The organism is uncultured Traorella sp., assembly GCF_944327115.1.
Taxonomy (GTDB): domain Bacteria; phylum Bacillota_I; class Bacilli_A; order Erysipelotrichales; family Erysipelotrichaceae; genus Traorella.
Genome location: NZ_CALVGS010000029.1, coordinates 1 through 15199 on the forward strand (window position 1 = coordinate 1; position 15199 = coordinate 15199).

General features: G+C 37.6%; 9 protein-coding genes. 3 read left to right on the forward strand and 6 right to left on the reverse strand.

Going from position 1 to position 15199, the window contains the following annotated elements; genetic code table 11:
• Positions 1-79: 79 nt before the first annotated feature.
• From Q0K35_RS02185 to Q0K35_RS02195, 3 genes are read right to left on the reverse strand one after another with little or no spacing between them, the layout of a single operon-like run.
• Complete coding sequence (locus tag Q0K35_RS02185; protein WP_294561040.1) at positions 80-571, reverse strand: hypothetical protein; 492 nt, start codon at positions 569-571, stop codon at positions 80-82.
• On the reverse strand, positions 568-6378 hold the full coding sequence (locus Q0K35_RS02190) for a hypothetical protein (RefSeq protein WP_294561041.1): 5811 nt from the start codon (positions 6376-6378) through the stop codon (positions 568-570). Before Q0K35_RS02190 ends, Q0K35_RS02185 begins: the two co-directional genes overlap by 4 nt.
• Positions 6379-6380: 2 nt before the next feature.
• On the reverse strand, positions 6381-6902 hold the full coding sequence (locus tag Q0K35_RS02195) for a tRNA (uracil-5-)-methyltransferase (protein WP_294561042.1): 522 nt from the start codon (positions 6900-6902) through the stop codon (positions 6381-6383).
• Between the two features lie 202 nt (positions 6903-7104).
• On the opposite strand from Q0K35_RS02195, the gene Q0K35_RS02200 reads away from it, so the two are divergent.
• Positions 7105-8763 (forward strand): sensor histidine kinase, encoded by a 1659-nt coding sequence (locus Q0K35_RS02200; protein ID WP_294561043.1) that lies wholly within the window; start codon positions 7105-7107, stop codon positions 8761-8763.
• Between the two features lie 32 nt (positions 8764-8795).
• Here the strand turns inward: Q0K35_RS02200 and Q0K35_RS02205 are convergent, their stop codons facing one another.
• Positions 8796-9512, reverse strand: coding sequence for a LytTR family DNA-binding domain-containing protein (locus Q0K35_RS02205; protein ID WP_294561044.1), 717 nt, complete (start codon positions 9510-9512; stop codon positions 8796-8798).
• A 119-nt stretch (positions 9513-9631) separates the two neighbouring features.
• Positions 9632-11764 carry an SHIRT domain-containing protein gene (locus tag Q0K35_RS02210; protein ID WP_294561045.1) on the reverse strand — a complete coding sequence of 711 codons (2133 nt, stop codon included), beginning with the start codon at positions 11762-11764 and terminating at the stop codon, positions 9632-9634.
• A 225-nt stretch (positions 11765-11989) separates the two neighbouring features.
• Between Q0K35_RS02210 and Q0K35_RS02215 the strand changes: the two genes are divergently transcribed.
• A complete protein-coding gene (locus Q0K35_RS02215; RefSeq protein WP_294561046.1) occupies positions 11990-13030 on the forward strand; it encodes a hypothetical protein in 1041 nt (346 codons plus the stop codon).
• 140 nt (positions 13031-13170) lie between these two features.
• Here the strand turns inward: Q0K35_RS02215 and Q0K35_RS02220 are convergent, their stop codons facing one another.
• Positions 13171-13461, reverse strand: coding sequence for a hypothetical protein (locus Q0K35_RS02220; RefSeq protein ID WP_294561047.1), 291 nt, complete (start codon positions 13459-13461; stop codon positions 13171-13173).
• A gap of 338 nt (positions 13462-13799) precedes the next feature.
• Here Q0K35_RS02220 and Q0K35_RS02225 point away from each other — a divergent pair, with 338 nt between their 5' ends.
• Positions 13800-15020 carry an ATP-binding protein gene (locus Q0K35_RS02225; RefSeq protein WP_294561048.1) on the forward strand — a complete coding sequence of 407 codons (1221 nt, stop codon included), beginning with the start codon at positions 13800-13802 and terminating at the stop codon, positions 15018-15020.
• Positions 15021-15199: the final 179 nt, after the last annotated feature.

The window sequence follows — 15199 nt, forward strand, 5'->3', positions numbered from 1 at the left end:
TTCTTTTGCTGATATCGGTGAAACCATGAGGGCAAATACACAACCACTCAGAAAGATGGCCAGTCCTTTTCTTATGAACCTATTCATTATCTTCTCCTTCATGCGGATTCGTATAGCTGATCAGAAAGGTCAGAGTTGCAGTATAATCACCGCTTGCGGCCGCTTCCCATGCCTTTTTTGTGATATGAACAGCCAGCGGTGTACTCGTTCCGATTGCTGTCTGTCCATCATAGATAACACTTTCAAAAACCTCTTCGCCACTGTAAACTGTATAAGGAATCGCATCTACTCCTTCATCCTTCAATGGCGATTGCTTTTCCAGTGAAACCGTAACATAGGCATCCGGTTCTAAATTACCTTCTAAATATTTAAGCTCACCGATTGAATTGACTTCAGTATCAAAAGTAATGGCCGCTTTCTGAGGAATATATACAACATAATTTGCTTTCTGATAATAATTCAATACCGTTTCATTCAGATTAGGATTATCTTCATTATCATTCGCTAATATTGGAAAGGATATCGATGTAAATAGGGCACAAACGATACCTGCCATCATCAACTTTTTCATTCTGCTCCCTCCTCCAGGATACTCTTATACGAGAACGTAAAGGTCAGTTTACCCGTATATGTACCTGCTTTCTTATCACCTTTCAATTCACCAAACACGATCTTACCGCCTGCTGTCGGTTCCAATGCATTATCTTCAAAGGTAGCAACCACACCATTATTACCAATGGCATTGCCCTGTGCATCCTGTACAGGAACCAAAAGCGTATCTGTCGCATATTGTCTTGTCAATACGGCATTGCCTTCTTCATCCAGTCCGCTAATCAATACATTCAGTGAATCACCTTCCAGCATATTCTTGATATTGGATGCAGTAATCTCAATTTCTGTTTTTTCATCCTCACTTTCAACAATTGTTACTTCTTTTGGAATCTCAACAATATATTCAGGCGCCAGATGTGAACGGACATCTATCGTAACATCCTGTGTTAGCTTGATCTCTGAGCAATTCTGATTCAGCGTTTCCTTAGTGCCATCTTCCCACGTTATATCAAAACCATCCAAGATGCTATCTGACTGATTGCCAAGGAAGACGAGCACCACGGTTGAACCTTTAGCTACCTGGATACCTTCACTCGCCGGATTGCGATCAATAACTGTATTTCCATCCTTATCCTGAAGTTCTACGCTAAACAATAGATGACCATCTTCACCGACATTATTTAATTCACCCCATGTAACCGTATATGTTTCAACAAACGTTGAATACAATTGAGTGATTGGCAGTTCATTGGCGGCCATCACACCTGATACCACAACATTTCCAGTACCCTTAAAGCGAATCGATACAGTATCTCCGTCATTTCCATTCCATTGATGAGTGTACGTGTTTACTGTATCCGTCAATTTCCAACTTGCTAACGTAGTATTGCCCACGATCAGTTCTGCTGTCACACCACTGCCGGAAGCTGTCAATGTAGCTGATGCTTTGCCTTTTTCCAAATCACTGGCAACCTGCAAGACATTTTCATCATTTTCCAGTGTTAAACTCAGTGATTGTAAGCTGCTCGTTGATCGAGCTGCAAGTGTGTTAGACGCTAATGATTCTCTCATCATTCGCACCGCACCGGCTGTCTGTATGGATGCTGCTGTTGAATTCTGCGGTGTCCAAGCATCATTGATCACCAACTGGTCAGAGAATGTTTTAGTCGATACTAAATACAGTCCATCATCATACTTCTTCACCACATATGTACCCTGACTTAATCCACCTTCCATTCCATAACCGTCATTTGGTAATACATTGACTGTCAGCACACTTCCTTCTAAAATCAAATCGCCATTTTGTACCTGCACTGTCTTATCACCGACATTTTGATAGATTTGTACTTGTCCATTTTCTACATTTTTTAGATTTAACGGCTGTACCAGATACTCTTTTTCATCCACCGTAATGATCGTAGATTCTTTTTCTGGGATATACACATAACTCATTTCTTCATAATTATCATTTATGATACTCACTTCTGTACCACCGATTGTAGCTTCTGTAGAACTTGTTGGCAATATCACACGACTCAATGTTTCATTGTTTTCATTGATCGGATTTGTACCAAAACCACTGCCACCACTGCTGTTATTTGCCTGAACGGTTGCTGTTTCTATTTTGATGCTATTTTCCTGCGTTTGGGCACCAGTGCCACTACCAACAGCCACATTGTCGTTGCCCATCAAATTGAACGTACCGCTTTGCAGTTCAATGTTTCCACTGACTTCATTTTGATTACCGCCGATTGCTGCCGCATATTGCCCGCCAGTCGCATTCAATGTACTATCTTCCGGTCCTTCTTCGCTGTCCACATATGTTTCAATTTTCAGCGATGCACTTTCCGGTACATGAATGGCCGCTTCATTTTTCGAAGTAAGCTTATTCGTTCCACGCAACACCAGTGTAACATTCGCATTTTCACCAAGATCGATACAACTGAGATCCGAAGTGATAGTGGTATTATTTAAAAATATGTTTACTGGTACATCTGTATTGACGATGATACGATTACCAGTCGTAACGTTGTTTTTTATTTCAAAACCATTTTTTGATAGATCCTGATAATCTTGTTTGACATAAAAGCTATCTCCATAAAAATAATACATTTTTTGATCTCTAGAATTCACAGTAATATTTAGTATCTCTAAATTTCCTTCATTTAAATCAAGATATACATTATAACCAGCATTTACCGCAGTCTTGGTATCCATTATCTGATTGTCTTCATGGAAAGTTACCAGGTATACCTGAATACCGGCGGCAGTTAGGTCACTTATTTGTGGCCCTAAATATGATGTATCTTTTTGAATATATATATAATAATTATTATCATCCGGATGCTTAATTCTGCCACCATAAGCCATGACACTTTCTGCATTTCCATTAACTTTCAGATATTTAGCATCTGCACTATTTACGGTTGCCTGATATACTTCAATACCTTTTTCATTAACGGCACCAATAATTGGCTGTCCATCCGCCATTTTAACCGATGCATAACCAATAACGATATTGTTACAGTCCAATGTTTCTAACGTATAGACACCATTACGTATCATGACAGAATTGGTTTTAATATGAATGTTTTCTGTCGAAATGCCATAACCCTGTAAAGTAAGGCTTCCATCCCCATCGATAGTCTTATCGCTTCCTTCGATAAACTTAGCGCCTGATGCATCTGCAGAATCTCCTGTATTAATCAAAATACTTATCTGATCATGCAACGTAATCGAAGGAATTGGAGTAGAGGTAGCATTAATTTCATTCCTTGACGCATTACCTACGTAATTAAATATATAAATATTATCATCATATACCCAGAATTTTTCATAAATATCTATATGGCTGTTGGCTGTTGCATTGCTTGGGAAAGTTTCTGAAATTTGAGGGAAGCTATTTTGCTTGAATGACATTGAACCATCCAAATCTTTATCTACATAGTAATAATATGGATTTCCATTGGCATCCTCAAAATATAATTTCTTTCCTGCATCTGAAGGAGTCACTACCGTTGTATAAGTACCATTGCCATCCGTCCATATATCCGCATTACTAAAATCACCCAATCCTACATTAGGATCGCTCGATTTAGCAATCTTTGTCAAATGCTGGTTTGCTGGTAATCCGCTGATGGATATGACTCGTGCAGTGCTGCTGCTAGTGAGTTGTTCATCGAGCTGTACATCAGCAGACAGGACGGAAGCACCTGCACTAACCTTCACTGTGCCGGAAGTAATATTCTGCAAAGTTGTTGGAGCTTTTGTATAAGCATCTCCGCTTTTTATGAAGGTACCACCTTTTGCTATCAAATCACCTGATTCACCTGCTGATTTACCAGAATCATAATAGGTCTGATCGAAAGTCATGCTGCTGATCGCAAGACGACCCTTATTTACTTCAATCTGAGGCGTACCACTAAATGCTCCGCTTCCTCTTTTGAATCCCGAAACGATTCTATTGATGGTAACCTTTCCTTCGCTATTCATCATAATATCAGCATCACTGTTTGTACCTTCTTGCTTACTGAGAGAGTATTCATTGTTGTAGACAGCACCCGCAACCGGATATCTTGTGGTTATTGTACCAAATAATTTTGAACCACTTGCATTTGTTATCGGGGAAGGTTCATCCCATTCCCAGCTTGTTCCGGCATAATCACCGATCGTCAGGGAACTGTTTTCATTTCCTGTAAATTCAATGGTCATTCCATTATTATTCATCATGCTCATTGCTTTAATGGTCGCACTTCCCAGTGTTTCGATCGTTACCGTGCCCCCTGAAAAGTCATTGGCATGTCCGAGATACATATCTCTTATATAAGTAGATTGATCTATAATAAAATTGTAATCCCGGCCATCGGAGGCAAGAAGAACGCCTCCCTCATAAGTATAATACTCATAAACAGGGGGATATTGATTTGCACTCGGGTCATAGCAGTATAATTCAAAGGTTGTATTTTCGGTAATATTTCCCCTCGATGGCCCGGTCGTTCCGGTATAAGCGAAAATATCAATACCTTCACTCGCAAAAACATCCCTATTATAAGCTTGGGTTACACTCGTTCCAATCGTAAACCATTGATTTCCCCAAATGACAAGAGTCGTATTATAAATATTGATCTGATTGACAACTACTGTCGGGTTTTTGACATCGACCGTACCATTTTTTACCGTCACTATAAATTCCGTCGTAGTAGGATAGGATACAGTGATATTATAAGGATCATTGGATTCTTCCAGCCATACACACATGTGTCCGTTGGATGCATCACCAAAACGCATGGTCTGTGTGGAACCGTTGATGGTAACGTCCGTAGTCATACTGTTACTCAAACCTGTTGTAATGCTTGGATAAATGATAGCGCCGTAAAGCTTCTTTCCTTTGGCATTGACCGGCTGAACGATGTTATTCGTTTTTTCTACATACAACTGACCGCCGGTTATACGTAAGGTCCCGCTGTTTGCACCGTTACCACCACCGGAGCCGATATCCTGTGCACCTTCGCCGCCTTTAGCAGTAACGATACCACCCGATAAGATGACCGTACCGCCGTTACCTTTGTTTCCGGCCACCTTGCCATTGTTTCCGGAAGATGCTTTTCGTTCGGAATCCTGACCGATACCTGCCACTCCTCCATTGCCGGGTGAGGTACTGCCAATACCGGCGGTTCCCCCTTTGGCATTTGTTCCGGTTACACCATTAAAAGCTGGCTCATCTGACGGATCAGTAGCGGCATTACCACTGGCTCCACCAGTTCCATAGGTAACTAAAGGTTCTCGATTTGGATGGTAAACTTCACTTACCGAACCGCCGCCGGCACGTACAGAGATTTCCGCAACATGGGTTTCACCGGCACCTCCGCCGCCTCCACTGACATAACCTTGGCCGCCTCCGCCTCCTCCGCCACCGGCAGCGATAAGAACATCTTCGTCAACTATATAGGCAAAGCCGTTAAAGATAGCCATCCCTTCTCCATAATCTTGGGCAGGAATACCACCGGCACCACCATCTCCACCAGCAGCACCGCCGGAACCGATACCTGCGGCAGGATAACCTCCGCCCCCGCCGCCATTTCCGCCATAGCCGCCTTGGCGTGTTGCATAAACATCCGTAGAGTACCATAATATCGGGACCGAAATATTCTTTTCATCATAAAATAACTGTGAATAACGGCCGCCATCGGATCCACTTCCACCAATACCGCCTTCGCCACCTTTTGCTACGATGCGAAGATTATCATCATTGATCGTGATCGTACCTGCCTGCGGTGTGGAACCGGATGTAGATGCACCACGACTACCGATACCAGCGCCGGCACCTCCGCCACCTTTTCCAATAGAGCCATAATCTTTGGATCCGGGTTCTGACGGCATAGTACCCGGTGTACCATCTGAAGCATTACCACCGGTCACATTCAGCGTACCACTGCCCTTAATCGTCACCGCAGAGCCACTCGGTACTTCAATACCTGCACCACCGCTATAAGATGTATATACGTTAGAGGAAAAGCTTACATAGCCATCACCACCATTTACGTTAACAATCCCTTCAATGACAAGCGTCCCGCTGCCTTCTATATAAATCGCCGATTGTCCCTGTGCCGCATTGATCGTCACATTTTTCAAAGTCAGTGTCTTTCCGGATTTCACAATCACTGCCGCACTTCCTTCATCACCCGTGATCGTCTGGTTCTCAATCGTTTGATCCTCATTTACGGTGATTGTTTGTGCAGCTTCTACATCCATGGTTGCTGTCGGTAAACAGGTCACCCATAATGTAAACACCAAAAGCAATGAAATTTTTCGAAATCTCTTTTTCATCGTCATACTACCTCCAATGTCAGTTGAACTTCACCGCCATTTAACTCACTTAAGTTATCATCCATTGCAAAGCATTCATATTTCAAGATACTATTTTCATAAGTACCAGCAGGAAGTGTCTGATTTAATTCAATTTCATATAATCCCTTACCCGGGGCAATCAGTTTTGACTTCCAAAGCTCCGTACCATCTTCCAACAATAAACTGATTACAAAATAACAGTCATTGACTTGTGGATTATAGAAATTCACCTGTTGCTCCCGCTGATCTGCTTTTAATCCAATGACCTTATAACCCGGAATCGCAATTCCTCCCTGCTCTTTGTCACCTTGTTCGATTGGAATTTCCCCTTCCCAATCTAGTGCATTTTCATCCAGGTCAGGCGTAACTGCACTTATCGACGGTTCATTTTGATTGACAAGCTGCATTCCCAGCATTACACCGCCAATGACCAATAATAAAGCTATCGCAGCAAGAGCAATCGCTTTTTTCTTCGTCAGAACGATGCCTTGTTTTTCAGACATGATATCCCTCCTTATATTTATTTAATTTTCATAAAAAAGCAACATATCTCTGATTTTATTGTAATACTTTTTTCGCAAATATTGTGTAGTTGTTTACGCTTTAATCGTAACCGTTTACGAAAGATTTTCTTTATGCTTGTAAAACAGATGACACTCAAGTAAAATAAATAAAAAAGTAAGATATTGTATGGAGGAGAATAGGATGGAAAAAGTATTAAAATGGATATATGGCCTGATGTTTCTATTACTATGTATTGCTGTTTTCTGGTTTCTGCACCTATTCACCGTAACAAAGCAAGAAATCATTTATATTGACTGGCAAACTTCCATGCAAATCTTGGAAAATGGTGAAGAAAAACCTTTTATCATTGACGAATATTCGACAAATTCTGAACAGAAAGGAACATATCGTTTTACCGCTTCGCTTCCTGAAAATTTAGGAAACGGCTCCCTTTTATTTGAAACAAATGGTTTGCAGTTAACTTTATCCCTCAATGGAAAAGAAATCTATCAATCTTCGGCAATACTTCCCTCTTCGATATATTCCATGTCTTCCGCACAGATTCCCCTCAATGATGAAGTCAGCGGTGAGCTCGTCATGACCTGTAAGATCTTAGATAATACAAATGTGATGTTTCCGCCGATGCTGCGATTCATCCCTGAAGGCTATAACGACACCCAATCGATGTCCTATGCTAACCTTTACGGTATTCCTGCCGGCTTTTCTGCCATGGCTTTATTATTGGTATTCGGATTATTTATACTAAGTGTTTTACGCAAACAGATCGAATGGAGCCTGCTGCCTCTTTCCATTGCTTTAGTAGGCTTATGTGCCTATCGTCTGATACAAAGCTGTGGTTATTACTTTCTTCCGCAAGAAGCTGTCAGCTTTTTTGGACGAGCTGAGTTTTCATGGCTGTCACCCTGTGCATTAATGATCTATATCGCCATGAATCATCGCCGTAATTTCTGGACCTTTTTAGGAAAAGCTGCGATATGCAGCAGCATTGTCCTGATTGTCGCCTATTTCTTCTCTGCCATGACTGGAGGTTATCTTGCTGATTATTTGAATGGTGCTATTAAAGGCCTGCTTACATATGGTTACTATGATGGTCTTCTGTACTGGCTAACATTATGGCTGGCTATTATCTGTGCCATGATTTCTGCTTATTGGCTCATGCAATCCATTGCCCAACAGCATGCCCATACCCAAATGCTCACGTTGAAAAACCAACTGATCATGAATGATTATCACAACATGGAATCAAAAATTCGACAAACGGCATCCATACGTCACGAAATGCGCCATCAATTGACCGTACTGGAAGCTTTAATTCATCAAAAGGATTATGAAGGATTAGATACATTGCTTGAATCATTGAAACAACAAACCTCAAATCAGATACAAACTGTTTTCTCTGACAATATCACTGTTAATATCATCTTACAAGATGCGGCAGCACGGGCCATGGAACAAAAGACTCTCTTTGATGCTCATGCCCATCTTCCAAAAGAGCTGCCAATTTCAGATAATGATCTCTGTACACTTTTAATGAACATGCTGGATAATGCCTTAGAAGCAACAAATCATCTTGGTGAATCACAAAAGCGTTTCATTTATTTCAAAGCAGAATACAAAAACGGTTTTCTAGCCATTAAATGTGAAAACAGCTTTGATCATCAGATCAATGAAGGTGAGAACGGACTCCCACAGACGACAAAAAGCGATACGCATTTCCATGGCTTTGGACTGACACAGATGTCTGCCATCGCAGAGAAATATCACAGTATGCTTGATATCTCTTATACCAATAATGGTGTCTTTACAATACAAACAGCCCTGCAGCTGCCAAAGCATTAAAAAACAATGATCACATTTCGATCATTGTTTTCTTATTTATTCATATATTGAATAAAAGCTTGCTGAAGCGTCTTATAGTAGGTTCGTCCAATCGGAATCTTACTTCCTCCACGAAGCGTAAGTGATGATCGGGTGATTTCTTCTACATAAGTAAGATTCACTAAATAGCTGTTATGACAGCGGCAAAACTGATCGGATGGCAGCTGATTTTCTAAACGGCTCAACGAAAACGAAAATGTTTTTTCCTCATTTTTCTCCAGATGCACGATAATATCATGATTATAACTTTCTATATAACAAATCTGATTCAAAAGTATCGAAACATTTTTGCTTCCCACACGCAGTAAAATTGATTTAGGTTTATGATTGAGCTCCCAATCTACTCGCAATGCATTTTCCAAAGCATCTCTGCGTATTGGTTTTAATAAAAAATGAACCGGCTGTACTTCATAGCCTTCAACAAGATAATCTTCACATCCGCTTACAAAGATCACACTGACACGATCTCCACGTTTTCTTAATGTACGGGCTAATTCCATGCCGGTCATGCCTTCCATCTGAATATCTAACAGCAGTAAATCAAAAGGATGACTTTCTGCTATTAATTTCTTTTCAAGATCAATTGCTGAAGAAAAATCCTGAATTTCATGTTCAATCTCTTTATCTATTAAGATTTCATGACAAAGCGAGCAAAGCTCTTTACGAATACTGTCATCATCTTCACAAATTGCCAGACGATAAATGCCCATCTCTTTGCCTCCTTTAAATATTATAAATATAACAATTTCAATCAAAATATTCAAGAAAAGAACATTATTGATAAACTCTTATAAAAAGCATGGCTTTCAACACCATGCTTCTTACTCGATTATTTTAAATAACTTTTCTTTCTTCTTTCGCTAAGAATAAATCCTGCCATGAGAGCCATAATTCCTGATAAGAAATAAAAACTGATATTGGCAGTATCATTGGTCTGCGGTGTCTGAGGTACATTCACTTTTGGTATTTCCACCGCATTTTTTTGATGTCCACATACGCTGCATTCCTGATGCTTATAGCCAGCTTCTGTTTCTGTTGCTTCTTTATCAATGACCCATACATATGTATGTGCTGTCACATCTGTCTTCGTTTTACATTCTGTGCACTCATGCCAATGATTTATATCATCAGACATCCATGCTGTTCCATATGGATGAGGTAAGATGTCAACATTTTCTAAAACTCTTGTCTGTTTTTCTGCCCAGTCATTTGTAAATATAGCTGTATAGGTCGTCTTTCCTTTTGCTGTACAAGTTGCTGGTGTCGTAATTTCACTGACTGCTTCAACTGTTTCAGTTTCTATATGATTTTCATCATCTAAACAAATGCGTGTTGCCGTAACTGTCTTACCATCTTCTGACCACTCATACACCGGCGTTCCCCATTCATGCTGATGTTCTTCAAAAGTCCACTGACCACGAGCATATACCACATGATCTACAACACTGATCTGCCATCCAGAGAATGTCCAGATTCCTTCTTTACCATCTTTATTACCCTCAATAACTGTAGTATCAGTAAAAGTCGTATCAATAGCTGCTTTGGCTTCATCAAGGCTATTATATGCCGTTGAATCTGTTGGCAAAGATACACCCTCTGGTGCTTCTTGCTGCCAGTCATACTGAATGGTATACTCTTCATTCATTTTGACATACACACGCAATGTTACCTGTCCAACTTTCACATCACCACTTGGCAATGGAAGGTCATATTTTGCTTTAACAACGATCAAAGCATCACTAATGTTACTAATCGTAATTTGATTTGTCGTTGGATCATAACTTGCAACTGCTGTTTCATCTTCAAAAATCTGTGCATTTTCAAAAGATATTGGATTTCCGTTAATATCTTTATAAGGATTATCAATTACGATTTTATTATCTTTGATTTCAATAGGATTTTTAGAAGTTCCACAATAATAATCTTCTATAAATGGAAAACTTTCAGTTCCTTCCGCATGTCTTATACTGCCATTAGTCAAAACAGTTAGATTTTGAATGAAAGAAAAATCTGTTACCTGATTATCACCTAATCCTAAAACTTCCAGATTTGTCAGTCTTGCCAGATTATCCATATTTTTAATTTCATTCCCTAGCAAACCGAATGTTTTAATATTTAATGGAAGCTGATCACAAAAATCTGTCTTCGTAAGATTATTCATATTTAAGACAAGCGTTTCAAGCTTTGTCAATGTAGAAAACATCTCCGTATCCTCATCTGTAATCTCACAATAAGGCAAATGCAATTCTGTCAGATTCACAAGTGAAGAAATCGTATCCTTATAATCAGAACGATTTTCATCTGTAATTTCTATCTTTTCAAGATCCAAATCCACTAACGAAGTATATCCTTTTAATGGAGAAATATCTCCAATCTTATCTGAACTTTCGAGATCTAAAACTGCAAGATTTTTTAATTCGAAGTTACTTAACGCAGAAATATCATTTAATGCATAGCATCTGGATGCATTCAATTCTGTCAAAACTGGAAAGTTTTTCGCAGATAATCCATCTAAAGAAGTGAGATTTGCGGAATAATGAATATCAAGCTCTTTAAGAAGAGGCTTTTCTCCTAATATTGATAGGTCGGTTAAATTATCATTATCATCAATAGTAAGTGATTCCAGATTTTTTAAATTTGTCAATTCATCTAAATGAGTCACACTTCCGTTTACGTCTAACTTTTTAAGGTTGACAGCGTAATGAAGACCCTCTAAACTCTCAACCTGGCTGCCAGAATAAATGTACAGGCTTTCAACTTTTTCCATTTCTTCTACCGTAATATCTGAATCAACCGGCCGTTTATTATCAATTTTGATGTTTAACAATTCCTTTAATTTAGTATCCGGAATATTGACAATATCCGTAGAAGATGGATCAGCGGCAAAAACACTCAGTGCAGTAAAATTAAACACGAGCATTATCGCCAAAAATAGATTCAAGATTCTTTTTTTCAATTTCATAATATCCTCCTAAAAAGCTCTGATATCTCTATGATTTGATTCTATCTGAAAAGAAATTACATGTCAATCTGCTCATAAAGTTTTTACGAATCATTCATATAAAATTTGAAAGTTTTTGATTTATCTGATTAGAAAAAATCATGTCAATTCCTTTATATATTAAATACATATCAATTAGTTGAAAAAATAATAAAAAGTGCTATAAATATATAGGAGGTACTCAAAATGGAAACATATAAAGTAATTATCTGGGGGTTTGGAATGGTCGGAAAATCAGCCCTTAAGATCATTGATCAAAGAGAACAGTTAGAGTTGGCTGGCGTCATTGATGTAGACCCTAAAAAAGTTGGACAGGATGCCGGAACGCTGGCAGGCCTCAAGGAAACAGGGGTCATCGTAAGTAATAATGTAGAAGAAGTATTATCACTGGATGCTGATGTTGTGATGTACTATTGTCCAACAAAATGGGACAAAGGAAATATTTCCCGAACGGGAGTAACAGGCAATGTAGATGATATCTGTCTTGCATTAAGTCATAAGAAAAATGTTTTAACGACTTTGCCAATTTTCTTCTCTAAGATCAATGCACCGGAATATTATGAAAGAATTGATAAAACAGCTAAGGAAAATGGTGTTACCTTTACACAGCAGGGAATCTATCCGGGATTATATACCCCTTATTTACCGACTGTATTAGGAACATTAAATAGAGAAATCGAATCAGTCGTTGTCTATGGTGGAGAAAACGATGAGAATAACAAAGCACCTTGGGCTTTTGTGTTTGGCTTTGGAAAAGATCCTGAAGGTGTAGACATCAGTGCCATTACCAACATCGTATTTACATACTATGCTCCTACAGTCATCGAAATTGCTGAACGCTTAGGATTAGAATATGATGAATTTGTTTGCACAAGTGAAACGATATTAGCTGATAAAGAAACAAATTCGCAATTTGGTGTCATTAAACCGGGAACGATCGGAGCCCACATGTTATTAATGAGCTGTAAGAAAGATGGTAAAGAAGTAACAGGCTTCCATTTCCTTCATAAAGCAATTGATACGATCCTTGATGATTATCCAATTGAACAGCGAATTGAAATTAAAGGAAGACCGAATGTAACTGTCAAGATCGATGGCCTCTTTGATCACGAGGAACCATTCTTAACAAGTGCAGCCCCTAATGTCAACCTGATTGCTTCAGTTGTGAAGGCTGAACCGGGATATAAAGATGCATTAGACATCCCATTTGGATACGTGCCAAGATAATAAATATTATCAAGAAAGAGGGTTTGAGATGCCCTCTTTTTATATAAAAGTGAATATATCTTTATTTAAATAATATTTTAGATTGACTTGCGGAAATAATATTCTATAGTTTTTTTCCTCTGATTTCAAATTATAATCATCTAATCATCATCAAGTCGTGCCCCACATTTATGACAAATACCTTGCGATGACCATTTAAAATTTAATAGTCTTTTACAGTGTGGACATCGCAAAAAAATAAATCCAAACACAAGGACACCGATGGCCAGAATGGCTGCTATATGAATCATTGTCGTATGAATTGAATTTAAAAAGGGATCATAAGATCCAATTACTATTTCCAATACTGAGGGAATATAAGATGCAAGAACGATTCCCAATCCCACTAAAACAGCAACATTATAGATTCTTCTTACTTTCTTTGGTTTCATCAAGTCTTCCCCTCCCCTAATCAAGTTAATTTACAATTTTATAATAGTTTATTGTCGTAAAAACAATATTGTCATGTTGTATAATATATGTAAATATTTAAATAGTTTTTTGGTAAGAACTTCGTATTTAATTATATTTTGATGTTAAAGAAATCATCAAATATTTAAAAAAGACTTCTATGATTTATCAATTTACTTAATGTATATGTTTCTGCAATTATCATGATCAATAACTTGAACGAATTTTAAATATATCAAAATATTGTTCTATAAATTGAACACTTATTGATTATTTAATTGATATGTGCTAAAATCAGAACACAGAATGAGGGGTATATATGGTTGAAAGAAAAGATTATTTAGATCAGTTATTATTATGGAAAGATCAAAATATCATTAAGGTACTTACCGGAATCCGTCGTAGTGGTAAAAGTACAATTTTGAAGTTGTTCCAACAATATTTAATGCAAAATGGAATAGATCAAAACCAAATAATTTCTATTAACTTCGAAGAAATGGAATATGAGGAATTACTAGATTACAAAAAATTGTATCAATATATCAAAGAGCGATTCGTTGAAAATAAAAGGATGTATATTTTTCTTGATGAAATTCAAAATGTTCCTTTTTATGAGAAAGTAGTCGATAGTCTGCACGTAAAAGAAAACATTGATATTTATATTACCGGATCTAATTCTTATATTTTTTCAGGACAGTTAGCTACTTCTTTAAGTGGGAGATATATTGAAATATCTGTCTTACCTTTATCTTTTAAAGAATATTATTCAACGATAAATGAAGACAAAGAAACGGCTTTTCAAAATTATATGAAAATCGGTGGTTTTCCATATATACATCAATATCAATTACGAGAAGAACAAATAAATATGTATATGGAAGGTATTTATAATACTGTTTTGGTTAAAGATATTGAAGAAAGAATCAATAGAAAAAATTACGAAGTCAACCCTAAAAGTGTAACAGATGTCGCATTGCTAAAGTCAATCTCTAAATATCTATCAAGCGTTATCGGCAGTCCGATATCTATTCGTAGTATTGCGAACTACTTTAAATCAAATGAGCGTAAAATATCACCTAATACTGTAAGTGGTTATGTAGATGCGTTATGTGAAGCATATCTTTATTATCCAATTGAAGCCATGGATATTGCAGGTAAGGAACTTTTGAAATCGAATAAAAAGTACTATATTGTCGATATGGGTATCCGGAATTTTATATTGCCAAAACAAACTTATGATTTAGGATTCACCATTGAAAACATCGTATATTTAGAATTGCTTAGAAGAAAATATATCATAAATGTTGGCAGGAGCGGAAATGCAGAAGTTGATTTTATTGTGAAAAGAGATGGTGTATATACATATTTTCAAGTAACTGCTTCTATGGTAGAAGAAAGTACCTTTAATCGAGAAATCAAACCACTAAAACAAATTCAAGATAATTATGAAAAAATTATCTTAACCTTGGATCGCTTTACATTAGGAAATTATGACGGAATTAAGGTCATTAATGTTATTGATTGGTTATTAGGTTTATGAATAGGAATTACTTTTAGGTAGTTCCTTTTTCTTTTCAGCAATCTTGTGATTTTTGTTTCTGTCCAACTTTTCATAATCATTTTAATAGCAGTAAAAAAATTTTTTTTATCTTGTCTTAAATTTTATTGACTTTATTCATTGACTATATTCATTGAAAATGATATGATATGGGCGAAGGA